This is a genomic window from Micromonospora sp. Llam0 (assembly GCF_003751085.1).
Classification (GTDB): Bacteria; Actinomycetota; Actinomycetes; order Mycobacteriales; family Micromonosporaceae; genus Micromonospora_E.
Genome location: NZ_RJJY01000002.1, coordinates 1,300,177 through 1,323,847, shown reverse-complemented (window position 1 = coordinate 1,323,847; position 23,671 = coordinate 1,300,177). Strand labels below are relative to the sequence as shown.

The window sequence follows — 23,671 nt, the reverse complement described above, 5'->3', positions numbered from 1 at the left end:
ATCTTGATGCATCTCTGGCATCAAGGCTGAACCAGCACTCCTCGGCCCAGGCAATCACGCCGCGTAATCGTCGGGTGCGCTCTGCTGCTGTGGCCGACATACGGCAGGGGGTGCTCGGCGCCACCTTTGTCGTGACACCGCGAAAGATCAGCGGGCCGCTCAGGTCACCAGGCCCCGGCGGTACGCGTACACCACGGCCTGCACCCGGTCGCGCAGGTCGAGCTTGGTGAGGATGCGGGACACGTACGTCTTGACCGTCTCCTGGCTGATCACCAGCGCCGCGGCGATCTCGCTGTTGGACAGGCCCTCCGCGATGAGCCGGAGCACCTCCAGCTCACGCGGGGTCAGCGGGCCGCCGTCCGCGGTGCCCTCGGCCGAGCGGATGCGGGCCGCGTACCTGCCCACCAGTTGCCGGGTCACCTCCGGGGCCAGCAGCGCGGCGCCCGTCGCGACCGTGCGGATGCCGTTGAGCAGTTGCGCCGGTGGGGCGTCCTTGAGCAGGAAGCCGCTGGCACCCGCGCGCAGCGCCTCGTAGACGTACTCGTCGAGGTTGAATGTCGTCACCACGAGGACCTTCACCGGTTCGGGGACCCCAGCGCCGGCCAGCAGGCGGGTCGCCTCGATGCCGTCGAGCACCGGCATCCGGACGTCCATCACCACCACGTCCGGCCGGAGCCGAGCGGCCAGGTCGACCGCCGCGCGCCCGTCGCCGCAGGCGCCGACGATCTCCATGTCGGGCTGGGCGTCGATGATCGTCGCGAAACCGACGCGGATCAGCTCCTGGTCGTCGCAGACCAGCACCCGGATCGGCGCGGTCACGACCGGTTCCCGGCCGGGATCCGGGCCCGCACGAGGAAGCCGCCGTCGGCCTGCGCGCCCGCGCTGAAGTCGCCGCCGAGGACGGTGACCCGCTCGCGGAGCCCGGCGAGGCCGCGCCCGCTGCCGCCCGGGGACGCGGTGCCGGATCCGGAGCCGTAGGTGCTGATTTCCACGGTTGTCTCCCCTTTCCCGTGGTGAACGTGAACCCTGGTCCGGCTGCCGTGCGCGTACTTCAGCGCGTTCGTCAGCGCCTCCTGCACCACCCGGTACGCCGCCACCTCGGCGCTGCCGGTGACCCCCGCCGGCGTACCTTCCCTGATGAACTCGACCGGCTGCCCAGCCTGCCGGGTCTGGTCGACGATGGCGTTCAGGTCACCGACGGAGGGCGTACGCGGGTCGCCTGTGCTGTGGTCCGGGTTGAGCAGGTCGAGCAGCTGCCGCAGGTCGCCGACGGCCCGGCGGCCGGTGCCGGTGATCGCGGTCAAGGTCTGCTCCAGCTTGTCCGGGTTGCCCGTCAGGTAGCGCGCCGCCTCGGCCTGCACGACCATCGCCGTCACGTGGTGGGTGACGACGTCGTGCAGCTCCCGGGCGATGCGCGTGCGCTCCCCCGTACGGGCGGCCTCCTCGGCATGGCGGCGGCGTTCCGCCTCGGCGGCCCGGTTCTGGCGCAGCCACGCCCCGACGCCCCACGCGAGCGTCAGCAGCAGGTAGAAGGTGGTGAACCCGGCGACGCCCTCACCCGAGCCGAGCCGGTCGAGGCAGATCGCCAGGGGTACGTACGCCGCCGAGGCGAGACCCGCGACGACCCAGCGGCGCCTTTCCAGGTGGGCGCCGGCGCTGATGAGCGCGATGGCCAGTGCCGTACCCGCGATGGTGTGGTATCCGCGGATCTGGTCGATCGCGAAGCCGAGTGACACCAGCGCCAGGCAGACGGCCGGCCACCGACGGCGTACGGCCAGCGGCAGGCACTCCAGGGCGACGACACCGACGGTCAGCGCGTCGTACGGGCGGTCCGGGAGGTCGCCGAGCTGCGTACCCTGGCGTTCCAACGCCGGGATCACCGCCGCGAGGGCGAGGGCGAGCGCCAACGGGAGGTCCCGGACCGTGACGGGCCACCGCCGCCACAGATCCGGGAGCCTCCGGATCCTGGTCACCGGGTGACTGTAGCGGAGGCCGGGGCCGCCACCGTGCGGCGGCGGCGCGGGACGATGTGCCCGCGGCGCTTGGCCAGCCACAGGAACACCACGGTCAGCACCGCACCGGCCAGCACCGCGTACAGGCTGCTCTCCGGCCCGAAGTCGCCCCCGCTCAGCGCGACCGGGCCCGACGTCGATGCCTCGAGCAGCCCCTTCGACTCGCCGTTACCCGAGACCACGACGCTGAAGATCCCACCGGCGGCGAAGTTCCAGCCGAAGTGCAGGCCGATCGGGATCCACAGGTTCCGGGTGGCGGCGTAGCAGGCGGCCAGCATGAACCCGGCCTCGATCGCGATGGCGGTCGCCCCCCACAGGGTGGCGTCCGGGTTCACCAGGTGTATCGCGCCGAACACCACGCCGGTCAGGGCAAGGGCGATCCAGGTGCCGGTACGCTCCTCGATGATCCGGAACAGTACCCCCCGGAACAGCAACTCCTCGGCGACGGCGACTGCTGCCATGAACCCGAGCAGACCCAGCGCTCCCGTCGGCGAGCCCCAGCCATCGACGTGGTAACCGCCGAGGAACGCGATATTGGCGACGACGGCCGCGAACATGGCGAAGCCGATGAGTGTCCCGCGGCCAAGCTTCCCGCCCCAGCCGTCCCGGCCGAGCTCGGTCGGCTCGCGGCGCTCGGTTCGCCGCACGACCCACCGGTAGACGACCACGCCCAGCACGGCGGTCACGGCGCCGATCACCAGGGTGAGGAAGAAATTGCCCTCGACGGCGGCCATGCTCTGCCCGCCGACGAGGGCGACGGCGGCGACGGCGAAAAGCTGTTTGACGAATCGCATGATGACTCCTTCGCAGTCCGCGACTGGAGCGCCGCGGACACGAAGAACCTATGAATTTTCGCCGCCACAATCGTCACCGCGCGGTGGACAATTGCGGGTAGCTCGCGCGGGGGACAAGACGCCTACCGGGTGGGATCAGATGTCGGCCGTCACCGCGGTGACCGCTCCGTCGAGGGTGGCGGCGGTGGCGATCAGCTTGGTGTGGTGTGGGCCGTCGGGTAGGTGGACTTCGCATCGTTGTGGGGTGAGCACGGCGGTGACGACGGTGCCGGGGTGGTAGGTGGCGAGTGCGGTGAGCGCGGGCACCGGGTCGGGTAGGCGGCTGTCGGGCTCGCCTGGGTTGTTGTCGAGGTTGGTCGGTACGAGGATCGGGGTGGTCGGGTCGGTGGGCACGGTGTGGTCGGTGGCGTTGGGGAGGTACTCCAGGGCTTGCGTGATCGCTTTCGGCAGGCTGGGCTGGTGTGCTCCGGGATTCCAGCGGTCGAGGTGGCGGGTGGTGTCGGGTGGGGCGAAGCGGACTCCCCAGCGGAGGCCCTGGACCTGGTAGGGGATGCCGTCGTTGCGGCGGTGGTCGGCGACGCTGACGACCAGGGCCAGGCCGAGGGCGTACGCAAGTGTGACCACTGTGGCCAGGGGCGGCACCTTCGGTGGGGTGGCGTGCAGCAGGATCCGGCCGCCGGGGTGCCCGTTGGTGACGTTCTCCAGGTACGCGGTGAGCGGGTCGCCGCCGGGGCGGTGGACGGTGGCGTAGCCGTGCAGCAGCTCGTGGTCGCGCAGGAACATGGTCAGCCCGTCGAGGGTGGCCAACTCGGTCGGGTCGAGGCCGAGCTCGGTGAGGTGGTGGGTGAGCTGGTACTCCGGCGGGAGTTGGTGGATTGCCTTGCCGTTGGGGTGGTAGCCGAGCCAGGGCGGCGCGGCTGGCGGCGTACCGCCGAGGGGTGGCCAGTTGAGGTGGCGGACCCGGCGGCGACCGGCGGCGATGGTGACGGTCGCACCTTGATAGATGCGGTGGGTGCCGCCGCAGGTGCGGCAGCCGCCGATCCGGTCGCAGTCGCAGTCTTCCCAGTGCGGCAGGTGGGTGCAGTCGGGGCAGCGCCGGTGCGGGATGGGTGGTCCTTGCCACGATGGTGGCGGTGGCTGCCAGGAGCGGGCCAGCCGCCCGTCGGTGTCGGTGTCGGCGTCGGCGCGCAGGGTGGTGTGCCACCAGCGGCCGTCGCGCCAGATGGCGTGCGCGCCGGGGGTCGGTTCGCCGGTGAGCAGGGCGGTGCAGTCGGCGACGATGCGGCGTTCGAGCTGGTCGACGTCGACCGGTGGCGGGCCGAGGCTGATGCCGTTGGCCGGGCGTGGGGTGACGTGGTGGGCGGGGGCGTGCTGGCTGCGGTCGACCAGCTCGTAGCAGGCGCGGGCGACACTGACCCGGGTGGCGGCCTCGGCGAAGCTGCCGTAGCGGCCGACGCCGGTGGGGACCGGGCTGCCGGGCAGTTCGAAACGGACGTCCCAGCGGAAGCGGTCGCTGTCGGGCGCGAGTGGGTCGCGGCGGGCTTCGATGACCAGGTCGAGGCAGAGCAGTTCGGCGGTTTCGCAGAGTGCGCCGAGGCGGCGGGCCGGGTCGGGCGGTGGTGGGGCGGCGGTGCGGCCGTACCAGATCCGCCATGGTTCGTAGCTTTCGGCGGCGATCGGTGCGGCTTCGAGGGCGTGCCGTTGGTGGTCGGGCAGGTCGGGTTGCCAGCCGGCGGGCAGTTCCGCCCACGGGGCGAAGATCGGTTCGCCGGGTAGTTCGGGGTCGTAGACGTGGGCGGCGCCGACCCGGGCGGCGAGGTCGTCGACGACGGGCGCCAGGTCGAGGCACCAGAAGCGGCCGTCGTCGGTGCGGGTCGGGGTGACCGCGCCGGGTACGACGTTCGCCGACGCGACGGCGGCGGTGTCGATGTTGGCGACGGTGAGCACGAACTGGGCGCGGCGTTTGCCGGCCCCGCCGCAGCGCGGGCACGCCGCGGCGGGGCTGCCGTCGCACCGGGGGCAGGTGACGACGGTGACAGTGTGGTGCGGGGTCGGGTCGTGGGTCACGGCTGCCCCGCGTACCTGGCGGTGGTGGTGCCGGCGCCGGTCCAGGCGGGCAGGTTGACGGTGGCCTGCGCGGCGCGGGCCTGGCTGGTCTGCCACCGTCGCAGCGCGTCCTTGATCCGGTCGTTCTGCTCGTAGGTGCGGTCAAGCTCGGCGTAGACGACGCCGAGGTCGTGGGCGACCCGTTCGAGGAAGGCGGCGACCTCGCCGGGGTCCAGGCCGGGCCCGTGCGCCTTGCGGGTGACGGTCGGGAAGCGGTGGGCGCGGATCTGCCAGGGCCGGATCGGCCGGTACGCGGCGGGCCGCTGGTTGCGGCCACGACCATCGGCGGGTACGCGGTAGACACCGCTGCCGTTCGGCCAGTCACGCGGCGGCGTGCCGGCCATGGTGCGGCGTTGCCGGCGCAGCCGCCAGCGTCGCCAAAGCTCTCGCATCACGTCTTCCTCCCCAATTCCTTGACTACTGGGTGTTCGGGTCTGGCTGTGTCGTGGACCGTGTGCCTGGACGGGGGTGGCCCTGCCGCTTGCCGAACCGGCGGGGCCACCCCCACCCCGATCGCCGCAGCCCTCCTCGGCAGTACGGCGACCAGGGCAAACCTTCGGGGCCGGGACGCCCAACGGCGTGACCCGCTGACCGCCCCGACCGGCCGCGTGGCGTCCTCTGAGGTTGGAGACCAAGGAGGAAACCTCGCACCGAGGAACCTAAGCGAAGTAGTTCGCTTAAGTCAACACCACTAGTTCGCTGTACCGGCATCTTGCTGCCTGAGCTATCCGCGTGATCTCATGGCGGGTGGAGACCAAGGAGTGCCCATGCCCGCCACCAAGTGGGAGAAGCTTGCCGACCACATTCGCGCTCAGATCAAGAGCGGCGAGCTGCGGCCCGGCGACAAGCTCCCATCAACTGCCCAGCTCAAGGCCGAGCACAACGTCTCGGACTCGGTGATCCGCTACGCCATGCATGCCCTGCGCACGGAGGGCCTTGTCGAGAGCGCCCAGGGCGTTGGCGTCTTCGTCGCCGAACCGAAGTAGAACTCCGCCTACGCGGCTGGCTGCTCCGCTGACATCGCCGTGATGCTTGCAGCGAGGCCTGGACGATCAGCGGTATGACCGCGGGGCGCAATCTCGTCTACGTTGGTAGGTCCAGAGACTAACCGTGGGAGCGCTTGTAGCGGGGGCGACACTGGTTCGCAGGCTCCGATAGTGTGGGCCAACGGCTCGGGAGCCCCGAGACGCATCCCTGAGCGTAGGCCGATGGGAGGGACCGGATGGCCAGCATCCACGAGGTCAAGGCTGGTCTCGCCCAGGCCATGGCACACGGCGGTGCGACCATCCAAGAGATCCGTGCCGCGCGGGAGATGCTCGAAGGGATCATGGGAGACGTCCGTGTGCTCGGGGCTGGCACGGGACACCCCCACATCAATGCAACCATCAATGCCTGCGAGCAGGGCCTGGAGTATCTCCATGAAGTCTCCAACCTGATCTACGGAGCGAACGAGGCTACCCGCAACTACGGGGATCGGCTCGGCTGAGGCGCAGGCGATGAGTGTCGACGACGTCAAAGCCGCGCTTGTCGAGGCGAACACATTAATGGCCAGAGCTCGCGGCATCTTTCTGGGTGCCGCAGAGGTTGTTGCGGAAGGCAAAGCCCTAGCCGAAAGCGCTTGCCGCGACAGTAGGAAAGATGAAGTTGTTGCGGCCGGCAAGACTTTCATTGCTGCGGCGCAGGAAATCGAGCGGACTGTCCGTAGATTTGATTTGTGCCGTCGAGTTGGCTGACGAGTACCGAGGTCAGATATAGTGACCGCAAGCATGGAACCTGTCCTTGCCCAGGTTCAGGCGGCTTTTGATCAACTTGCCGAGGCTGCGGTGCGAGCGAGACGGGCAGCGGTTGACGCTGAACAGGCCCGGGACATCTATGAACGCACGGCTGAAGGCGCTACCGATCCTAAAGTGCGTCGGGCGATGGCCGAGGCGCAAATCGCCGCAGACAAGTGCGGGCGATACGCGAACCTTCTTGATGCTGCTCGTGCCCAGTACGAGGCGTATTTCAAGATCGTGGCACCCGGTTGGCGATTTAGCAGTGCTGACGGGATGCCGGATGGTGAACGGCTAGCCGAGGAGGCGCTGACACAGGAATCCCGTGCCGAGCAGCTTCATCGTAAGCTGGTCAACGCTGTCGGGGAAAAAGAGGGAGAGATCAAGCAAGGTGAGCAGTTGGCGCGTGACATTGCCTCTGCTATCAAGGATCTTGTGAGACCTGGGGACACCCATTCGGGAACAGTTGCACCTGGACAAAATCCTTTCCTGCAGCCAAGGGCACAAGATTCTCAACACCCTGTCGCCGACGTTGTTATTGCATTGACCGGCGCGGGGCTGATCGTCCATTCGTTCATCAGGAAGTTCAGGAACTCGAGAGCGAAGAGAAATGACCGAGATCAAGCCGGAAATAGTTGACTATGTCCGCACGTTCGTCCGCGACGACCACGAGGAAAACGACCGGATCGAGCGCCTGCTCGACGAAGAGGGCTGGGGCGACGGGTTCGCCTCTTACCTGGCTGCGGTCTTCTACTACGCCATCGATCGTAGGTTCGGGGGCAAATGGAGCCAAAGTGCGGTGATCCAATTTGTCGCAGACATGCGAGCTGCGAACCCCGTTGCGGCCCAAGTTGATCCAAGCATTGCGGAAGCTGCGATTCGAGCTGCTCTGGATCCGGCGGCCGATTTGAATGTGTCGGCGCTGGAGTTGCCCAAGACGCAAATTGTAGCCATCCATCATGCGGTCGCCGACCTAGACATGACAGACAGCGATCTCGACGATCTCCTGCGCAAGGCCGAGCGCCTGGCGGCCCGATGAGATCGTCGAGATGGTGGACTGAAAGGTGATTGTTGGCCAACATCCAAGAAGTCAAAGCCGGGCTTGCCATGTCCGAGGAGCAGGCAGCCAAGGTCGTCGCCCGAATTCAGGGCGCGATCGACGAGATCGAAAGAATGCTCATCATGCTGCGATCCGTCTCGTCTAGCGCTGGACATCCGCTGGTTCAAGCTGCAATCACTCGCTGCGAGCAGAGTCAACAGCGCTTGACGGAGGCTACGAAACTTGTGCGGCAAGCTAGCAAGGCTACATCCGAGTACCGAGGGCTCCTTGGCTAGTCCTAACGGTTCGACCGGGCTGGCTTTCGTGTAGTCCGGACTTCGTGATGTAGTTGCGCAGGTGGCCTCTCGGCTCCTAATCTGCGACTTGCTCGTCGGCCAGACGAATATTTCGGTGATATTCGATCAAAGACCAGTTGAGCGGGTGTTTTTCGGTCTGCTGCAGGTCAACGACAAACGTATTACTCATGGTGTCTATGACTCGACCACTCGAGTCAATTTGAAGGGCTCCGTTGTCGAACAGTATGTGATGGTTCGGGCAGAGGCAGAGGACGTTGCTGAGGACGTCTGGGCCGTTGTGCGGCTTCCCGAGGGGCTTGATGTGTGCGGCTTCCGCGTATGGGCCGGCGGGGGTCATCAGCTTGATTCCGCAGATTTGGCATGTGTAGTCATGAAGACGCTTGGCCTCCGCTGCGACAGTGGCACTTCTAACGAGCCGTTGAATTGTGGCCTCGACCCGAGTGGTACGGGTGGACGTCTCCGGCGGAGCGAGGATCCTGGGTAGATCCAAGCTCTCGTAAGTCACCAAGCGAAAGCGCCAAATAGTGTACCCGTCGGTCCCGATGTCTTTCCAGTGGTCAACGACTCTGAAGAGTCCGTCATAGCGGAGACCGACCTTGGGTGAGTGCGTCTCGTTCGCTCCCGCGCCGCGAATTACGCGGACCGGGTTGCCATCGAGTCGGCTCCTGGCAAGCCCGAGGTTTCCGCGCGTGAGCTCTTGATGCGCGACCTGACGCTTGGTTCGGGGGTCGTTACCGCCCTGGCCCGTGTACACGATCTCGTTGCCGTAGTCCTCGTCGTCGATATAGCCGCCGGAGACGACGATGGACTCTGCTCCATCCTGCCCGCCGCAGATGCCGCCCTGAAGTGGCCGGTGGACCTTGGCCGCTGCGAGTTCGGTGCGGTTCGCGAACGTCGAGCCGGGTGGGTAGCCGGGGATCTCGCCATACGTCCGCTCCGCCATAGCCGGCAGAGTAGGTCATGCGGACGGAAATGTGAAGACGATTCGATTCTGGCAAGTGGCTGCGCCGGAGGTGCAAGACTGGCGTAGTCAGCTGTGCTGCAGGGATGGAGGTACGACGATGTCGATGCGCTGCTCCAGCTTGTGGGGGGTGGCGAAGAACTCCACGTCGCTCACCGACTCCAGCTCGCGGACGACGGCCGGCGACCAGTCGTCTTGTGTCCCGTCGAGGGCTGCGATGCGCTGCTGTTTGGGCACCTCGGACAGGCTGAAGATGTGGTAGCAGTGCTCGGCGGCCTGCTCCTGGTCGCGTCCGCTCACCGCCTGCACGTACGCGGCGTTGTTGGCGGACGACACCTGCACAGTAACGGGCCGCTGGCGACCTGAGCTCAGTCGTACCGGTGCCTCGCGCCGCACCTGTCGACCGTCGTTGGTGGCCCACGCCTTGATGCGTGTAACGACCCTGTCCGGGAAGCGCACCGGCGGCTGCTTCACCGCCAGCCATCGGAGCTGGTCCACCCGCATCGACGCCTGCGCCACGGCGAGCACCAGCTCGCCCAATGACTCCTTGGCGCCGTAGGTGGCCAACTCGCCAGGCACGGCGTCGAAGCCGTTCAGCCCGGACAGGCGTGCTGCTTCGGCGATCGCTTCCGCAGGGCGACCGTGGTCGAAGTTGACACCAGCCATCGACAGCAGGGTGGTCGCCGTGGCCCGGTCGGAGACGCGGTAGCCGTCACCGATCGGCTCGACGAGCAGACGCACCGCGTCGCCGTCGCCGTAGGTGAGCGGCAGGTCGATGAGCAGGCCGTCGCCGTACGCCTGGGTGGTGCTCTGGTCGTTGACCGCCCGCAAGATCGCGCCTACGACGGTTTCGCTGTTCATCGCCACCCCCATCACGGCTCTACCCAGGTGAAATCACTACCCAGTTCAACGAAGCACTCTGCCGCGAATGCTTCAAATATCGCACGGTGGACGCCCGGAGCGACCCGAGGCGCCAACGGCACCTCGGGGATGTCCGTAGGTTTGTATGCCACTTCGTCGCCTATCGCCGGTTCCGTCCGATGCTTGTGGGTGCCCTCGATGGGTCGGTGCGTGTGGTTGACGCACAGCCGCCGGGCCGAGAAGCCGTCACGACCAGCGCCGACGAGGTATTGAAGGAAGGGCTCGCTCGGTCGTAGCGGATGGACCGTCATCCGCAGGACGCACGGCGCAAGATGCTTGATGGCGATCCGGACCTGGACCAGGCCCTCCTTGTCGAGGCCGGGCTTCTGCCTCCAGGAGATGCCCCCAACGGTCGTTGCGGAGGCGGCGGGTGACAGGAGGCTGCCCAGGTTCGCGTGCGTGGCCAGCGGGGAGGCTTGCCTGCTCAACGATGCTCACCGGTCCAGGGGAGTGGCGGGGAGGGGACTGGACCCTGTCGGACCAGTCGTGCGTCAGGGTCGATCTGGCTCAGGTTACTGCACAACTACTCCGCGCGATGCCCCGCTTCGTGTCGTCTGTGGACGTGGCCCGATGAATGCGCGGGCTCGGGGCAGGCGATGTGGTTGACTGGGTCGCACGTACGTGTGGGTGAGCGGGGCCGGAGGAGGTGGCGGCGCGGTGGTGCAGTTGCCGGCGGTGCTCGGTGAGCCGATCCGGTTCGTGCTGAACTGGGGTCGCCGCTACTCGCTCTGGGTGTTCAACTTCGGCCTGGCCTGCTGCGCGATCGAGTTCATCGCCACCAGCATGGGCCGGCACGACTTCATCCGGCTCGGCGTCATCCCGTTCGCCCACGGGCCACGCCAGGCCGACCTGATGGTCGTCTCCGGCACCGTCACCGACAAGATGGCGCCGGCGATCAAGCGGCTCTACGACCAGATGCCCGAGCCCAAGTACGTCATCTCGTTCGGGGCCTGCTCCAACTGCGGTGGCCCGTACTGGGACTCGTACTCGGTGACCAAGGGCGTCGACCAGCTGATCCCGGTCGACGTGTACGTGCCCGGCTGCCCACCCCGGCCCGAAGCGCTGCTGCACGGCATCCTGCGGCTGCAGGAGAAGATCGCCGCCGAGCGGTCCGGCATCGGCGGCGTGCACCGGCCCGACCCGCTCGCCTCGCCGGTCGACCGGCTCACCGCACCGGTCGTCAAGCCACCGAGCTGAGCCGGCCCGCCAGCCAGAACCCGACCGATCGCCGAGCTGACTCGGCGTACCGCCGGGATCTGACCCGGCGCTCAGCGGCGCGGTTGCTGAAACGCGGTAGCCTGCGCGGACGTGAGTGATTCTCAGCGCGCGACGCAGATCGTCGACATCCTGACCGCCGAGTTCGGCGAGCTGATGGCCATCGACCCGGCCGCCTTCCGCCGCAAGTTCCGCAAGATGGCTGCCAGCCCGTTCGCGTTCTACCGGGGCACCGCCTGCCTGTTCTACGCCGACCAGACCGAGCCCGACGGGCCGTTCAACGACGACAGCTTCTGCGACAAGCAGACCAGCCGGGTCTGGATCCACGGCGACCTGCACGCCGAGAACTTCGGCACCTACATGAACGGCTCCGGCGAGCTGGTCTTCAACGTCAACGACTTCGACGAGGCGTACGTCGGCCCGTTCATCTGGGACCTGCGCCGCTTCGCCGCCAGCCTCGCCCTGATCGGCTACGCCAAGGCGCTCTCCGACGACATCATCGGCACCCTGGTACGCACCTTCGCCACCGCCTACCTGGCCGAGCTGCGGGCCATCGTCGCCGGCGGCGAAGAGGCGATCGGCTCCATCACCCTCGCCAACGCCGACGGGGTGCTGCGCCACGTGCTGCAGGAGGCCCGGCTCAACACCCGCGTCGGCCTGCTGGAAACCCTCACCACGATCAACGACTACGAGCGGCGGTTCGTCATCCGCGACGGGGTGTACGAGGTCGACGACGACACCCGGGCCGCGGTGACCGCCGCGTTCGGCGAATACCTGGCCACCCTGCCGCACCGGGCCGGCGGCGGTCGCGCCGTCGCCGCCCAGATCAAGGACATCGTGCTACGCAAAGGCGTCGGCATCGGCTCGGCCGGGCTGCCGTCGTACAGCATCCTGCTCGAAGGCCACACCCAGGCGCTGGAGAACGATGTCGTCGTCTACATGAAGCAGGCCCAGGTGCCGGCCGTCGCCCGGCACGTCCACGACGAAGGCGTCCGTTCGTACTTCCGGCACCAGGGCCACCGGACCGCCGAGTCGCAGCGGGCGTTGCAGGCGCACGCCGACCCGTGGCTCGGCTACACCGAGCTGGCCGGCGTCGGCCAGCTGGTCGCCGAAGTGTCGCCGTACGCCGCCGACCTGGACTGGTCCGACGTCAACGAGCTGGCCGAGCTGACCGGCGTGGTCACCGACCTGGCCCACTCGGTGGCCCGGATGCACTCGGTCGCCGACGACGAGTCCAGCCACGACCTGGTCGACTACTCGACCGAGGAGGCGATCGTCGCGGCGGTCGACACCGACGAGGCCGGCTTCGTCGCGGGCCTGGTCGACTTCGCCCACCGGTACGGTGCCCGCGCCCGCACCGACCACGGCATCTTCGTCGACCTGTTCCGCAACGGCCAGCTGCCCTGGGTCTGACGGCCGGCCCGATGCCGGGCCGGCCGTTGGCGTGTGCCGGCTACTGTGGGCTGATGGCCCGATCCGGTTGGCGTTTCACGGCGCGGGGGTTGCTGAGTGCCCCACTGGTTGCCGGTGGTCTCGTCTATGTCGCCTGCGACGATGGGTACGTCTATGCCATTGACGCCAGCAGCGGCCGGCCACGATGGCGCGTCCGGCGAGGCGAGCCGAAGCCAAACGGGATTTTTCCGCCGCTGGCACCGGTGCTCGCAGGTGACGTCCTGGTCGTCGCCGGGTGCCTCGACGGGTTCGGCTTGCCGGTCGCGGTGCTCGGGCTGGCGGCGGCTGACGGAGCCCACCTGTGGACGTATCCGCTCGCCGGCACCATCGTCACCGGGTTAGCCGCCGACGAGAAGGACGTCGTCGTCACGGGCCACAGCACTTTGTCCTGTCTCGACCCGGCCAACGGGCGGGTGCGGTGGACGGTGCCAGCACCGGAGACGAACAAGCCGTGGCAGGCCAGCTTGGAACAACCAGCGGTCGGCGGCGACCACGTGTACGCCGTCACCCGGCTCTGGGGGCCGAGCACGGCAACTGCCGACTGGTACCTGGTCATGGCGTTCGACCGGTCCACCGGGGCCGATGCCTGGGGTGTCCAGGTCGACGGCGGCGGTGCCACGCTGACCGTCGGCGGCGGGCTGGTCTGCGTCGGCGACAGTGAGGGCCGGTTCATCACGTTCCATCGCGGCACCGGCGACGCCGGCTGGTCGATACAGGTCCGCCCGAAGTCGGGGATGCCGATCCGGTCCGGGCTGCTACCGTTCGCCTCGCCGGGCGGGGCGGTGGCGATCGCCGGTCAGCAGGTAGACCGGCCGGTGATCACCGAGCAGGAGATCTACGTGCCGAGCCGCAATGGTGACGTCCACCTGCTGGACCGCGACACCGGTGAGTTGCAGCGCGTCTGGCGGGTCGGCGTACCGGCGCTCAGCATCGCCGCCTCGGACGACCTGCTGCACGTCGGTGGCATCCAAGGCCTGCTGGTCACGCTCCAACGTGACCGACGCGAGGTGCACTGGTGGCGGTGGCTGCCAGTCGGCCGGATCGACGCGCTGGCCGTCGCCGACGGTCTGCTCTACGTCGGCAGCGGCCGGCGCCTCGCCGCGCTGAACCCGGCCACCGGGGCCGGTGCCTGGCGTCGGTTCCCGGCCCGGGTACGCCGGTCGTCGTACCCGTCCGGAACGGCCGAACGGGAGCTGACCAACGAGGATCTGCCCTGGGCCGATACGCTCCACCGGCCGGTACGCCCCTGACCTGGCACTGGCCCTCGGCACCGGAACCGGTCAGTTCAGTCGAACCCGTCCGGTCGGCGTGAGGACGGCGCGGATCAGGGCGACGACGCCGGCCCTGATCCGCTCAGGCGGTTCGGCGCGCAGGTGGTGCAGCAGGTCGCTGCGGACGGCGCCGAGCAGGGCGTGCGCCAGGTAGTCGGCGTCGTGCGGGCCGCGTACGCCGGAGATGATGCCGGCCAGGTGCCGGTGCAGTTCGTCGTACGCCGGATTGAGGTACGGACTGCCCCGGCCGGCGCTCTCCAGCGCGAGCGTCAGTGAACGGTTGGCCTGTTTGTAGGCGAGGATCGCGTCGAAGATTGCGATGACCCGTTCGGTCGGGGTCGCGTCGCCGACCGCCCCAGTGTCGCCGGTGTCGCCGGCCGCGTCGGCTGCCGGTAGCAGCGCTGCGCTGCGCTGGGTGGCGAGGGCCTGCAGCAGCCCGGTGCGGTCGCCGAAGCCGCGGAACAGGGTGCCCTTGCCGACGCCGGCGGCCTTGGCGATGTCGTCCATGGACACCTGGTCGGGGTCGTCGGTGGCGTCGAGCAGCCGGCCGGCGGCGGCCAGCACGGTTTCCCGGTTACGGACGGCGTCGGCCCGTTCCTTGCGTGCCGCTGGCATGCGCGATCACCCTCCCCGACTATATATCCGGACCGATGGTCCGTATAGTAGAAACGGACCGCTGGTCCGCACTGTATCGCGGCCCAAGTGGATCACTGCACACCACCCGGATCGAGGAAGATCTTGACCGACTCACCCAGCCCCGACGCCAGCGTCCCGCAGCCCGTTTTGGTGCTCGGCGCGACCGGCAAGACCGGTCGGCGCATCGTTGACGGCCTCGTCGCCCGGCACCACCCGGTCCGCGCCGCCAGCCGGCAGCAACCCACTGACGACCGCCTCACCGACGATCGATCCGCCGATCATCGCCCCACCAACCCGGATGCCGTAGCCCGGCACGTCACCTCTGACTGGGCGGACCCAGTGTCGCACCGGGCCGCCGTCACCGGCGTACACGCGACTTATCTCATCCCACCACCCGGCACCACCGACCCGGCCGCGCAGCTCGACCCGTTCCTTGACCTGGCCCGCGACGCCGGAGTGCAGCGGATCGTGCTGCTCAGCTCATCGGCGTTCCAGGCCGGCGACCCCGGTTTCGGCCAGGTGCACACCACCATCGCCAAGCAGTTCCCGCAGTGGGCGGTGCTGCGGCCGTCCTGGTTCATGCAGAACTTCGTCGGCGAGCACCCACACGCGCACAGCATCCTGCGCGACGGCGAGATCGTCACCGCCACCGGAGCCGGCCGGGTCGCCTTCATCGACGTCGCCGACATCGCCGCCGTCGCGGTACGGGTGTTGACCGATTCGACCCCGCACAACACCGAACATCTGCTCACCGGCCCGCAGGCGCACAGCTACGCCGACGTTGCGGCCATGATCAGCGAGGTCAGCGGCCGACCGGTGCGGCACACCGCGATCGGCGTCGACACGATGCACCGCCGGCTCGCCAGCTTCGGCATCCCGGACGCGTTCGCCGCCATCCTTGCCGGCATGGACGGCGACATCGCCGCCGGCTCCGAAGACCGGACCACGAGCACGGTCTCCGATGTCACCGGCCGGGCACCGACGAGCCTGCGCGACTTCTGCACCGCCCACGCCGACCACTGGCGGCCGACGGTCAGAACTCGATGACCGTCTTGATACCGCCCTGCTCGGCGTACGCCCGCTGGTAGTCGTCCAGGCCGTACCGGTGGGTGATCAGGCCCATCAGCCAGTCGTGGTCGGCACGGGCCAGCGCGTCGGCGGCCTGCCGCCAGTGCCGCCGGTTGGCGTTGACCGTGCCGAAAATGACGTTGTTCTTCAACACCAGGCAGCGGTTCAGCTCGTTGAGGTCCAACTCGGTGTGGTGGGCGCTGGCGTTGATCCCGGTCAGGCAGCCGATGCCGTTCGGCGCCAGTTTGTTGAACACCTCGCGTACCACCGGCGGCGCGCCGGTGCACTCGATGATGACGTCCGGGTCGAAGTCCAGCTCCTCCACCGGCACCGCGTGGTACGTCGCACTCAGCCGGCGGGCCAGCTCCGGCTTCGGCCCCGACGTGCCCCGGGCCAGCACGTGCGTCTCCAGGCCGCGCTGCACGCTCAGCAGTGCCGCGAGCAGCCCGATCGGGCCGGCCCCGGTGACCAGCACCCGCTGCGGCGCCCAGAAACCCCGCGCGCCGATCCGGTCGACGTGGTCCCATGCCTTCGCGACCACGCTGGTCGGCTCCAGCAGCACCCCGGCCAGCCCCAGCTCCGGCCGCAGCGGTACGGCGTACTCGGCCGGCACCCGCCACCGCTGCCGGGCGAACCCGTCGACGCCCTTGATCCCGCACTCGGTGTACCGTCCGTTGGTGCACATGTCCCACTCGCCGGCCGCGCAGTACCGGCACGGCACCGGGTCGGGCCGCCGGACGATCCCGGCGACCAGGTCACCCGGCCGGGTCGCCCCGCTCGGGTCCTCGATCACCCGGCCCAGCGACTCGTGGCCGAGGACCAGCGTGTCCCGGCCCGGCGGCGGCTCACCGTAGTCGCCGCCGAGGATCTCCCCGTCGGTGCCGCAGATGCCGACCGCGACCGCCTCGACCAGCACCTCACCCTCGTCGGGTGCCGGCTCCGGCGCGTCGTCGACGAGCCGCAGCGAGTCGGCCTTGCCCGGGGTGACGTACAGCGCACGCATAACAGGGATGTTCCCCGCAGATCAGGACCTACACGGGAAATGTCGGGTCCGCTTCCACCCCACCCGGGCCCTTAGGATCAGACCCATGACCCCCGAGGAGATCGGCGCGCACCTGGTCAGCCTGCTCGACCAGCCGGCGGCTGCGTCGGAGGCTGCGCAGGTCACCGCCACGGTCTCCGGCGGCGGCGACCGGTACGCCCGGGCCACCGTCGACGTGCCGGCCGACAGCTGGCCGGCCGCGGTCGCCGCCGCCCGCGACGACGCCGACCTGGCCTGCGACTTCTTCGACTGGCTCTCCGCCGTCGATGAGCTCGACGACGGCTTCGCGATCGTCGCCCACCTGTGGTCCACCCGGCACCGGCACGGCCTGCTGCTGTGTACCCGGGTGCCGCGCGAACGCCCCGAGCTGCTCTCCGTGGTCGACGTGTTCCCCGGCGCCGACTGGCACGAGCGGGAAACCCACGAGATGTTCGGCGTCCACTTCGTCGGCCACCCCGCCCTCACCCCGCTGCTGCTGCCCCCCGAGTTCGAAGGCCACCCGCTGCGCAAGGAGTTCGTCCTCGCCGCCCGGGTCGCCAAGCCGTGGCCGGGCGCGAAGGAACCGGGCGAACCGGCCGGCGGCGGCGGGGGAGCCCGGCGGGCCCCGATGCGGCCACCGGGCGTACCGCTGCCGACCGAATGGGGTCCGCAGGCCGTCAGGTCCGCGCGCGACGCCGACCCCGACGGCGGCCAGAACGCCAACCCCGACGGGGGTACGCCCTGATGCCGCTCTGGCTGGAGCTGACGATCCGGGTCGGTGCCGTCGTCGTCGCGTTCCTCACCCTGCCGCTGCTCGTCGGGCAGCTGGAACACAAGGCGATGGCGCACATGCAGGGCCGGCTCGGCCCGATGTACGCCGGAGGCTTCCACGGCTGGGCGCAACTCATCGCCGACGGCGTCAAGTTCGTGCAGAAAGAGGACATCACCCCGCGCGCCGCCGACCGGCCGGTGTTCCGGCTCGCCCCGGCGATCGCCCTCGTGCCGTACCTGCTGGTTCTGCTCGTCATCCCGCTCGGGCCGGGCGACCTCGTCGGCCAGCCGCTCGACGTCGGCCTGTTCTTCGTCCTGGCCGTGATGGGCGTCGGTGTCGTCGCCGTGCTGATGGCCGCCTGGGCGTCGGCCAACAAGTACAGCCTGCTCGGCGGGCTGCGCGGCGCCGCCCAACTGCTCGCCTACGAACTGCCGCTGGTGCTCGCCGCCGCAAGCGTCGCGATGGCCGCCGGCACCCTGTCGCTGTCCGGCATCGTCGAAGCCTGGCGGCCCTGGTGGCTGCTCTGGCAGGCGCCCGCCCTGATCGTGTTCTTCCTCGCCGGCATGGCCGAGATCCGTCGCCCACCGTTCGACATGCCGATCGCCGACTCCGAGCTGGTCTTCGGCTACCTGACCGAGTACACCGGGCTGCGGTTCGCGTTCTTCCTGCTCGCCGAGTACGCCGGCATCGTCGTCATCGCCGCGCTGACCACCGTGCTGTTCCTCGGCGGCTGGCACGGGCCGTTCGGCGTCGAACAACTCGGCTGGCTGTGGACACTGCTGAAGGTCTTCGCCGTCGCGTTCGTGATCATCTGGCTGCGGGTGTCGTTCCCCCGGCTACGCGAAGACCAGTTGCAACGGTTGTGCTGGCTGGTGCTGGTGCCGCTCGCCCTGGCCCAGCTGGTGCTCACGGCAGGGGTGAAGGTGGCCATCGGATGACCAGCGCCACGCACACCGAGGAGCGTGCGGGCGGCCGGCCCGACCGACCCGACCAGCCCGACCGGCCCGACGAGTTGCCGCCGGCCGGCACCGCTTGGCCGACGGGGGACCGGCTGCGCTGGCCGGCCCGGATCGCCCTCGCCGTGGCACTGGTCGTCGGCGCCGCCGGGCAGATCATGGTCTGGGCCGCCGGCATCTGGTTGTGGAACGACGAGACCGCCATCGCCATCAACCTGCGCCGCACCTTCCTTGAGCTGACCCGGGGGATGGAGTTCCAGCAGGTCGCCCCGGTCGGCTGGCTCTGGCTGGAGAAAACCCTGTGGCTGGCGTTCGGCGACGGCGAACGGGTGCTGCGGCTGCCGTCGCTGGCCGGCATGCTGGCCGTCCTGGCGCTGACCGCGATCATCACCCGCCGGGTGGTCGGGCGGTGGGCGGCGGTCGCCGCGACCGCGTTGATCGCCGCCGCGCCGATGATCCTGACCTACGTCGGCGAGCTCAAGCAGTACGCCGTCGAATCGGCGGTCGCCCTGGCGGTACTGCTGCTCGGCGACCGGTACCTGGCGTCGGTCGGGTCCCGCCGGGGCCGGTCCCGCTGGCTGACCCCGGTCGGCTGGGCGGCGGCCACCTTGGTCGCCGTCTTCGTCAGCCTGACCGCGGTGCTGGCCCTCGCCGCCGCTGTCGCCGGCATGACCCTGCTGCTCGCCCTGCGTCGCCGCTGGACCGACGCGGTGGTCCTGCTCGCCGGCTCGGCGCCGGCGGTCGCCTTCGCCGGCTACCTGATCCACCGCCGCCGCCGGTTCCCGTTCATGCCCGGCCAGGCCGACTACTTCGCCGACGGCACCCCGCCGGCCGGCTCCGGGCCGGTGGAGATCCTCGCCTGGCTACCCCGGATGTGGTCCAGCTTCGTCACGGTGACCCTGGACTGGCGTCAACCGCTGCTGGTCCTGCTGCTGGCCGTGGCCGGCGTCGCCGTGCTGATCTGGCGTCGCCGGTCGCTGTGGGCGGCGATGCTCGGCGGGACCCTGCTGGTGGCGGTGGCCGCTGCGGCGGCCCGGGGCCTGCCGCTCGCCGACCGGGTGGCGACCTGGCTGATCGCCCCGACGGTGATCCTGGTGGTCGCCGGCCTGGACGGCGGCGTACGGCTGGCTCTGCGGGCCGGCGCCGGGCTGACTTCGCGGGTTGGCACCGGGTGGCGGGCCGGCCAGGTGGTGGCGTCGCTGGTGCTGCTGCTGGCCGCCGCCGTGCTGCCGGTGATCGCCCACCCGGCGGCCGTCGCGGCGTACCGGCAGGCGATCGACCCACGGATGAAGGATGCCGGACCCGCCGCGCTCACCGACGTGGCCGACCGGGCCCGGCCCGGCGACGTGGTGCTGTTCTACTGGTTCAGCTACCGGATGGTGGTCTGGTACGGGCCGCAGCACGACCTGGTACCGCACACCGTGCGGCTGTACCCGTCCGATCACGACAAATGCGACCCGCAGGCGTTCGGTGAGTGGCTCGGTGACGCCGACCGGGTCTGGTACGTGCACGGCCGCAGCCTCAGCAGCGCGCCGGACGACTACGTGACCCGGGTCGCCGCCGAGTTCGCCGAGTACGGCACCATCGTGGAAATCCGCGACTTCCCCGCCGACCGCTGGTCGACGTCCACGGCGGCCTGGGTGCTGGTCGATCTGACCGCCGGCCCGGACCCGCAGCCGCCGGTCGTCGCACCGGATCCGGAACACGCCTGCCTCGCCCGCTGGTGACAACGTGGCAAGCGGCGACGGAGACCGCAGACAGCGGAGATCGAAGGCAACGGGGATCAGATGCTCGCGTGCCCGGTACGAATTCGGCAGGATGAGGCGCATGGACCGACGCGGCGGACGACCGGCATGAGCGGCGAGGAGCACGACACCGGACACAGCGGGACCGGACACAGCGGGGCCGGGCACGGCGGCGGCCACGGCGAAGGGCTGCTGAAAGGCCTGGCGACGACCTTCAAGACGATGGTCTCCCCGGCCCACACCCAGCAGTACCCGGACGTCGCCCCGGACCTGCCGCCCCGCTCCCGGGGGGTCATCGCGCTGCTGGCCGAGAACTGTACGGTCTGCATGCTCTGCGCCCGCGAATGCCCCGACTGGTGCATCTACATCGACTCGCACAAGGAGGAGGTGCAGGTGCCGGGAGCGGCACGGGCCCGGCAGCGCAACGTCCTCGACCGGTTCGACATCGACTTCTCGCTCTGCATGTACTGCGGCATCTGCGTCGAGGTCTGCCCGTTCGACGCGCTCTACTGGTCGCCCGAGTTCGAGTACGCCGAGTACGACATCCGGAACCTGCTGCACGACAAGGAACACCTCGGCGAGTGGATGGCGAGCGTACCGCCGCCACCGGCGCACGACCCGAACGGCGAACCGGCCAAGGAGGAGACCGCCGCCGCCCGCAAGGCCGCCGCGCCCGACCGGCCCGCGCCCGGCCGACCCGCCCGCGGGGCGACCGCGTGACCGGTACGGACGTGCTGCTGCTCGCCCTCGGCGCGGTCGCCGTCGGCGCCGCCACCCTGGTGGTGACCACCCGGCACGTGGTCCGCGCCGGGCTGTACCTGGTCGGCTGCCTCGGCGCCGTCGCCGGCCTGTACCTGGTACTCACCGCCGAACTGGTCGCCTGGGTGCAGGTGCTGATCTACGTCGGCGCGGTCGTGGTGCTGCTGCTGTTCGCGGTGATGCTCACCCGCGCCCCGATCGGCGCCGCCACCGACCTGGACCGGCCCGGCTGGCCGGCCGCGCTGATCGGCGGCGGGGCCGGGCTGGGGCTGGCCGCACTGTTCGTCGACGCGTACCGCTGGTCGCGCGTCGACCTGCCCGACGCCGGCACCGCCGACCGGCTCGGCACGGCCGTCTTCGGCAGCTGGGTGCTGCCGTTCGAGGTGCTGTCGGTGCTGCTGCTGTCCGCGCTGATCGGGGCGATCGTGCTGTCCCGCCCCGACGTCGGCGCGCAGCCCGAGCAGGCCGGGCAGGCCGGGCCGGGCGGGCGCGGCTGATGCGCCCGGTCATCCCGTACCTCGTCGCCGCCGCGCTGTTCGGGCTCGGCCTCTACGGCGTGCTGCGCCGCCGCAACGCCGTGCTGCTGCTGATGTCGGTCGAGTTGATGCTCAACGCCGTCAACCTGGTCCTGGTCACCGCCGACACCACGGTGCGCGCCGCGCTGCCGTACACCGGGCAGACGTTCGCCCTGTTCATCATCGTGATCGCCGCCGCCGAGGTGGGCGTCGGGCTGGCCATCGTGCTGCACCTGTACCGGCTGCGGGCCAGCGTCATCGTCGACGACGTGCCGCTCGGCGATGCCGCAGCCGGGCCGCTCGACGTAGACCCGCCGGCCGACACCGCTGCCGTGCAGGTCGACCCCGCCGCGCGGCAGGAGGTGCCCCGGTGACCGGGACGACCCTGGGCCACCTGCTGCCCGCCGTACCGTTCGCGGCCGCCCTGGCCGGCCTGCTGGTCAGCCTGCGACCCGACCCGCTGTCCGCCACCCGCCGCCGGGTCGCCGCCGGGCTCGGCATCGGCGGTGCCGCCGCCGCGCTGGTCACCGCCGTCGCGCTGCTCGCCAGCGGGGCACCCACCGTCGAGCAGTCCCGGCCGTGGGTCGACCTCGGCGGGCTGGCGGTCACCTTCGGCGTACGGCTGGACGGCCCCGCCGCCCTGGTCGCCGTCGCGGTCGGCGCGGTCGCGCTCGCCGTACAGCTGTATTCGGTCGCCTACCTCGCCGACGACGACCGCTACCCGGCGTACGCCGCCCAGGTCAGCCTGTTCACCGCCGCGATGCTGCTGGTCGTCGTCGCCGGTGACCTGATCATGCTGCTGGTCGGCTGGGAGGTGATGGGCGCCTGCTCGTACCTGCTGATCGCGCATGACCGGCGGCTGCCCGAGGCACCGGCGGCGGCCATGAAGGCGTTCCTGGTCACCCGGGTCGGTGACGTCGGCTTCCTGCTCGGCATCGCGGTGCTCGGCATCGGCGCCGGCAGCTTCCGGATCGCCGAGGTGCTCGCCCACGACTACCCACCGGCCACGGTCACCACGGCGGCGCTGCTGCTGCTCGCCGGCGTGGCCGGCAAGAGCGCCCAGTTCCCGCTGCACACCTGGCTGCCCGACGCGATGGCCGGCCCGACGCCGATCTCCGCGCTGATCCACGCCGCCACCATGGTCGCCGCCGGGGTGTACGTGGTGATCCGGCTCTACCCGATCTTCGTCGCCGCCCCGGCCGCGCTGATACTGCTCGGCGTACTCGGCGTCGTCACCCTGCTGCTCGGCGCGTTCGCGGCCACCGCCGCCGACGACATCAAACGGGTACTGGCCTGGTCGACCGTCTCCCAGCTGGGCTACATGACCGGCGCGTTGGCCGTCGGCTCCCCACCGGCCGCCCTGTTCCACCTGCTCACCCACGCCGCGTTCAAGGCGCTGCTGTTCCTCGCCGCCGGCTGCGTGATCCACGCCGTCGGCAGCAACCTGATGTCGGCGATGGGCGGGCTGCGCCGGCCGATGCCGGTCACCTTCGCCGCCACCGCCGTCGGGCTCGGCGCGCTCGCCGGGCTGCCGCCGCTGGCCGGCTTCTGGAGCAAGGAGAGCGTGCTGTACGCGGCCGCCGAAGCCGCCCGCCACCCCGGTGACGGGCCGGTGCCGGCGTGGCTGGGCTGGCTGGTCTGGACCGCCGGTCTCGTCGGGGTGGCGGTCACCGCCTGGTACGCCACCCGGCTGCTGCTGCGTACCTTCCTCGGGCCGTCCCGGGTGCCCGCCGGCACCCATCCGCACGACCCGCCGGCGTTGATGCGCTGGCCGGTGCTGGCCCTGGCGGTGCCGGCCGGGCTGCTCGGCCTGGCCGCGTTCAGCCCCACCTTCACCGGCTGGCTCAACGCCCCGCAGCCCAGCGCGGGATTCGGCCCCGGCGACAACCGACCCGCCGGCGACCAGTTCCCACCGTTGCAGGACGAGCTGGTGCACTTCGGTCCCGACCTGGTGCTGCCGGTGCTGCTGCTGGCCGTCGGCGTCGGCGCGGCGGTGTGGCTGCACCGACGCGACCCGGCCGCCGACCCGGCGCGGGTGCTCGGCCCGCTGCGGCCGGCGTTCGCGGCGGCGTTCTGGCTCGACGCGGTGCAGCGGGCCGTCGTGGTCCGCCCGGTGACGGCGCTCGCCGCCGCGGGCCGGGTCGGCGACGAATCCGGCGTGGACGGCGCGGTCACCGGCACCGGCCGGGCGGTGACCGGGCTGGGCGACTGGCTGCGCCGCCGGCACGCCGCCCCGCTGCCCCGGGCGGTCACCATGGTCCTCGCCGGCGTACTGCTGATCGGGTTGGCGACCGCGGCCGCCGCCGCCCTGGGGAGCGCGGGATGAGCGGGGGCAGCCG

26 protein-coding genes are annotated in these 23,671 nt (G+C 70.3%); 16 read left to right on the top strand and 10 right to left on the bottom strand.

Annotated elements, in window-relative coordinates:
- Positions 1-159: 159 nt before the first annotated feature.
- The 5 genes from EDC02_RS33470 to EDC02_RS33450 all read right to left on the bottom strand — a co-directional run bounded on the left by EDC02_RS33470 (position 160) and on the right by EDC02_RS33450 (position 5,304).
- The gene (locus EDC02_RS33470; protein ID WP_123606193.1) at positions 160-819 is read right to left on the bottom strand and encodes a response regulator transcription factor; all 660 of its coding nucleotides are present in this window, start codon (positions 817-819) and stop codon (positions 160-162) included.
- Positions 816-1,973: a sensor histidine kinase gene (locus EDC02_RS33465; RefSeq protein WP_123606192.1), complete on the bottom strand. Its 1,158-nt coding sequence runs from the start codon at positions 1,971-1,973 to the stop codon at positions 816-818. The genes EDC02_RS33470 and EDC02_RS33465 overlap by 4 nt, the downstream gene beginning before the upstream one ends.
- Entirely contained in the window at positions 1,970-2,806 is an 837-nt protein-coding gene (locus EDC02_RS33460; protein WP_123606191.1) for a CPBP family intramembrane glutamic endopeptidase, read from the bottom strand. Before EDC02_RS33460 ends, EDC02_RS33465 begins: the two co-directional genes overlap by 4 nt.
- 135 nt (positions 2,807-2,941) lie before the next feature.
- Positions 2,942-4,873, bottom strand: coding sequence for a hypothetical protein (locus EDC02_RS33455; protein ID WP_123606190.1), 1,932 nt, complete (start codon positions 4,871-4,873; stop codon positions 2,942-2,944).
- Complete coding sequence (locus tag EDC02_RS33450) at positions 4,870-5,304, bottom strand: DivIVA domain-containing protein (RefSeq protein WP_123607346.1); 435 nt, start codon at positions 5,302-5,304, stop codon at positions 4,870-4,872. Before EDC02_RS33450 ends, EDC02_RS33455 begins: the two co-directional genes overlap by 4 nt.
- A gap of 375 nt (positions 5,305-5,679) precedes the next feature.
- Here EDC02_RS33450 and EDC02_RS33445 point away from each other — a divergent pair, with 375 nt between their 5' ends.
- The 5 genes from EDC02_RS33445 (at position 5,680) to EDC02_RS33435 (ending at position 7,723) form a co-directional block, all read left to right on the top strand.
- Entirely contained in the window at positions 5,680-5,898 is a 219-nt protein-coding gene (locus EDC02_RS33445; RefSeq protein WP_370461595.1) for a winged helix-turn-helix domain-containing protein, read from the top strand.
- 236 nt (positions 5,899-6,134) lie between these two features.
- Positions 6,135-6,398 carry a hypothetical protein gene (locus tag EDC02_RS33440; protein ID WP_123606188.1) on the top strand — a complete coding sequence of 88 codons (264 nt, stop codon included), beginning with the start codon at positions 6,135-6,137 and terminating at the stop codon, positions 6,396-6,398.
- 10 nt (positions 6,399-6,408) lie between these two features.
- Positions 6,409-6,645 carry a hypothetical protein gene (locus tag EDC02_RS39895; protein ID WP_148083741.1) on the top strand — a complete coding sequence of 79 codons (237 nt, stop codon included), beginning with the start codon at positions 6,409-6,411 and terminating at the stop codon, positions 6,643-6,645.
- Between the two features lie 21 nt (positions 6,646-6,666).
- A complete protein-coding gene (locus EDC02_RS39890; RefSeq protein WP_158632398.1) occupies positions 6,667-7,323 on the top strand; it encodes a hypothetical protein in 657 nt (218 codons plus the stop codon).
- Positions 7,295-7,723, top strand: coding sequence for a hypothetical protein (locus EDC02_RS33435; RefSeq protein WP_123606187.1), 429 nt, complete (start codon positions 7,295-7,297; stop codon positions 7,721-7,723). Before EDC02_RS39890 ends, EDC02_RS33435 begins: the two co-directional genes overlap by 29 nt.
- A gap of 372 nt (positions 7,724-8,095) precedes the next feature.
- Here the strand turns inward: EDC02_RS33435 and EDC02_RS33425 are convergent, their stop codons facing one another.
- From EDC02_RS33425 to EDC02_RS33415, 3 genes are all read right to left on the bottom strand, one after another.
- Positions 8,096-8,983, bottom strand: coding sequence for a YDG/SRA domain-containing protein (locus EDC02_RS33425; RefSeq protein ID WP_123606185.1), 888 nt, complete (start codon positions 8,981-8,983; stop codon positions 8,096-8,098).
- An 87-nt stretch (positions 8,984-9,070) separates the two neighbouring features.
- Complete coding sequence (locus EDC02_RS33420; protein WP_148083738.1) at positions 9,071-9,862, bottom strand: hypothetical protein; 792 nt, start codon at positions 9,860-9,862, stop codon at positions 9,071-9,073.
- 11 nt (positions 9,863-9,873) lie between these two features.
- Positions 9,874-10,350 (bottom strand): hypothetical protein, encoded by a 477-nt coding sequence (locus tag EDC02_RS33415; RefSeq protein WP_123606183.1) that lies wholly within the window; start codon positions 10,348-10,350, stop codon positions 9,874-9,876.
- A gap of 232 nt (positions 10,351-10,582) precedes the next feature.
- On the opposite strand from EDC02_RS33415, the gene EDC02_RS33410 reads away from it, so the two are divergent.
- The 3 genes from EDC02_RS33410 to EDC02_RS33400 all read left to right on the top strand — a co-directional run bounded on the left by EDC02_RS33410 (position 10,583) and on the right by EDC02_RS33400 (position 13,839).
- Complete coding sequence (locus tag EDC02_RS33410; protein ID WP_123607345.1) at positions 10,583-11,119, top strand: NADH-quinone oxidoreductase subunit B; 537 nt, start codon at positions 10,583-10,585, stop codon at positions 11,117-11,119.
- Between the two features lie 174 nt (positions 11,120-11,293).
- The gene (locus EDC02_RS33405) at positions 11,294-12,550 is read left to right on the top strand and encodes a DUF2252 domain-containing protein (protein WP_199758103.1); all 1,257 of its coding nucleotides are present in this window, start codon (positions 11,294-11,296) and stop codon (positions 12,548-12,550) included.
- 11 nt (positions 12,551-12,561) lie between these two features.
- Positions 12,562-13,839 carry a PQQ-like beta-propeller repeat protein gene (locus tag EDC02_RS33400; protein ID WP_123606181.1) on the top strand — a complete coding sequence of 426 codons (1,278 nt, stop codon included), beginning with the start codon at positions 12,562-12,564 and terminating at the stop codon, positions 13,837-13,839.
- A gap of 30 nt (positions 13,840-13,869) precedes the next feature.
- On the opposite strand, the gene EDC02_RS33395 is transcribed toward EDC02_RS33400, so the two are convergent.
- The gene (locus EDC02_RS33395; protein ID WP_123606180.1) at positions 13,870-14,475 is read right to left on the bottom strand and encodes a TetR/AcrR family transcriptional regulator; all 606 of its coding nucleotides are present in this window, start codon (positions 14,473-14,475) and stop codon (positions 13,870-13,872) included.
- A 123-nt stretch (positions 14,476-14,598) separates the two neighbouring features.
- Here EDC02_RS33395 and EDC02_RS33390 point away from each other — a divergent pair, with 123 nt between their 5' ends.
- A complete protein-coding gene (locus tag EDC02_RS33390) occupies positions 14,599-15,543 on the top strand; it encodes an NmrA family NAD(P)-binding protein (RefSeq protein WP_123606179.1) in 945 nt (314 codons plus the stop codon).
- Here EDC02_RS33390 and EDC02_RS33385 read toward each other — a convergent pair.
- The gene (locus tag EDC02_RS33385; protein ID WP_123606178.1) at positions 15,530-16,567 is read right to left on the bottom strand and encodes a glucose 1-dehydrogenase; all 1,038 of its coding nucleotides are present in this window, start codon (positions 16,565-16,567) and stop codon (positions 15,530-15,532) included. The genes EDC02_RS33390 and EDC02_RS33385 overlap by 14 nt on opposite strands.
- An 85-nt stretch (positions 16,568-16,652) precedes the next feature.
- Here EDC02_RS33385 and EDC02_RS33380 point away from each other — a divergent pair, with 85 nt between their 5' ends.
- The 7 genes from EDC02_RS33380 (at position 16,653) to EDC02_RS33350 (ending at position 23,658) form a co-directional block, all read left to right on the top strand.
- Positions 16,653-17,330: an NADH-quinone oxidoreductase subunit C gene (locus EDC02_RS33380; protein ID WP_123606177.1), complete on the top strand. Its 678-nt coding sequence runs from the start codon at positions 16,653-16,655 to the stop codon at positions 17,328-17,330.
- Complete coding sequence (gene nuoH / locus EDC02_RS33375; protein ID WP_123606176.1) at positions 17,330-18,295, top strand: NADH-quinone oxidoreductase subunit NuoH; 966 nt, start codon at positions 17,330-17,332, stop codon at positions 18,293-18,295. The genes EDC02_RS33380 and nuoH overlap by 1 nt, the downstream gene beginning before the upstream one ends.
- Positions 18,292-20,040 carry a hypothetical protein gene (locus EDC02_RS33370; RefSeq protein ID WP_123606175.1) on the top strand — a complete coding sequence of 583 codons (1,749 nt, stop codon included), beginning with the start codon at positions 18,292-18,294 and terminating at the stop codon, positions 20,038-20,040. The genes nuoH and EDC02_RS33370 overlap by 4 nt, the downstream gene beginning before the upstream one ends.
- Before the next feature lie 126 nt (positions 20,041-20,166).
- Complete coding sequence (locus tag EDC02_RS33365) at positions 20,167-20,778, top strand: NADH-quinone oxidoreductase subunit I (RefSeq protein WP_123606174.1); 612 nt, start codon at positions 20,167-20,169, stop codon at positions 20,776-20,778.
- Positions 20,775-21,314, top strand: a complete 540-nt coding sequence (locus EDC02_RS33360) for an NADH-quinone oxidoreductase subunit J (protein ID WP_123606173.1) — start codon at positions 20,775-20,777, stop codon at positions 21,312-21,314. The genes EDC02_RS33365 and EDC02_RS33360 overlap by 4 nt, the downstream gene beginning before the upstream one ends.
- Positions 21,314-21,706 carry an NADH-quinone oxidoreductase subunit NuoK gene (gene nuoK / locus EDC02_RS33355; protein WP_123606172.1) on the top strand — a complete coding sequence of 131 codons (393 nt, stop codon included), beginning with the start codon at positions 21,314-21,316 and terminating at the stop codon, positions 21,704-21,706. The genes EDC02_RS33360 and nuoK overlap by 1 nt, the downstream gene beginning before the upstream one ends.
- Complete coding sequence (locus EDC02_RS33350) at positions 21,703-23,658, top strand: NADH-quinone oxidoreductase subunit L (protein ID WP_123606171.1); 1,956 nt, start codon at positions 21,703-21,705, stop codon at positions 23,656-23,658. The genes nuoK and EDC02_RS33350 overlap by 4 nt, the downstream gene beginning before the upstream one ends.
- The last annotated feature ends 13 nt before the right edge of the window (positions 23,659-23,671 follow it).

Excerpts from the sequence above, each read along its gene's own strand:
- EDC02_RS33460 (WP_123606191.1), bottom strand. The coding sequence starts at position 2,806 with ATGCGATTCGTCAAACAGCTTTTCGCCGTCGCCGCCGTCGCCCTCGTC.
- EDC02_RS33450 (WP_123607346.1), bottom strand. The coding sequence starts at position 5,304 with ATGCGAGAGCTTTGGCGACGCTGGCGGCTGCGCCGGCAACGCCGCACC.
- EDC02_RS33445 (WP_370461595.1), top strand. The coding sequence starts at position 5,680 with ATGCCCGCCACCAAGTGGGAGAAGCTTGCCGACCACATTCGCGCTCAG.
- EDC02_RS33440 (WP_123606188.1), top strand. The coding sequence starts at position 6,135 with ATGGCCAGCATCCACGAGGTCAAGGCTGGTCTCGCCCAGGCCATGGCA.
- EDC02_RS39895 (WP_148083741.1), top strand. The coding sequence starts at position 6,409 with ATGAGTGTCGACGACGTCAAAGCCGCGCTTGTCGAGGCGAACACATTA.
- EDC02_RS33435 (WP_123606187.1), top strand. The coding sequence starts at position 7,295 with ATGACCGAGATCAAGCCGGAAATAGTTGACTATGTCCGCACGTTCGTC.
- EDC02_RS33425 (WP_123606185.1), bottom strand. The coding sequence starts at position 8,983 with ATGGCGGAGCGGACGTATGGCGAGATCCCCGGCTACCCACCCGGCTCG.
- EDC02_RS33420 (WP_148083738.1), bottom strand. The coding sequence starts at position 9,862 with ATGAACAGCGAAACCGTCGTAGGCGCGATCTTGCGGGCGGTCAACGAC.
- EDC02_RS33405 (WP_199758103.1), top strand. The coding sequence starts at position 11,294 with ATGGCCATCGACCCGGCCGCCTTCCGCCGCAAGTTCCGCAAGATGGCT.
- EDC02_RS33400 (WP_123606181.1), top strand. The coding sequence starts at position 12,562 with ATGCCGGGCCGGCCGTTGGCGTGTGCCGGCTACTGTGGGCTGATGGCC.
- EDC02_RS33395 (WP_123606180.1), bottom strand. The coding sequence starts at position 14,475 with ATGCCAGCGGCACGCAAGGAACGGGCCGACGCCGTCCGTAACCGGGAA.
- EDC02_RS33385 (WP_123606178.1), bottom strand. The coding sequence starts at position 16,567 with ATGCGTGCGCTGTACGTCACCCCGGGCAAGGCCGACTCGCTGCGGCTC.
- EDC02_RS33380 (WP_123606177.1), top strand. The coding sequence starts at position 16,653 with ATGACCCCCGAGGAGATCGGCGCGCACCTGGTCAGCCTGCTCGACCAG.
- nuoH (WP_123606176.1), top strand. The coding sequence starts at position 17,330 with ATGCCGCTCTGGCTGGAGCTGACGATCCGGGTCGGTGCCGTCGTCGTC.
- EDC02_RS33370 (WP_123606175.1), top strand. The coding sequence starts at position 18,292 with ATGACCAGCGCCACGCACACCGAGGAGCGTGCGGGCGGCCGGCCCGAC.
- EDC02_RS33365 (WP_123606174.1), top strand. The coding sequence starts at position 20,167 with ATGAGCGGCGAGGAGCACGACACCGGACACAGCGGGACCGGACACAGC.
- nuoK (WP_123606172.1), top strand. The coding sequence starts at position 21,314 with ATGCGCCCGGTCATCCCGTACCTCGTCGCCGCCGCGCTGTTCGGGCTC.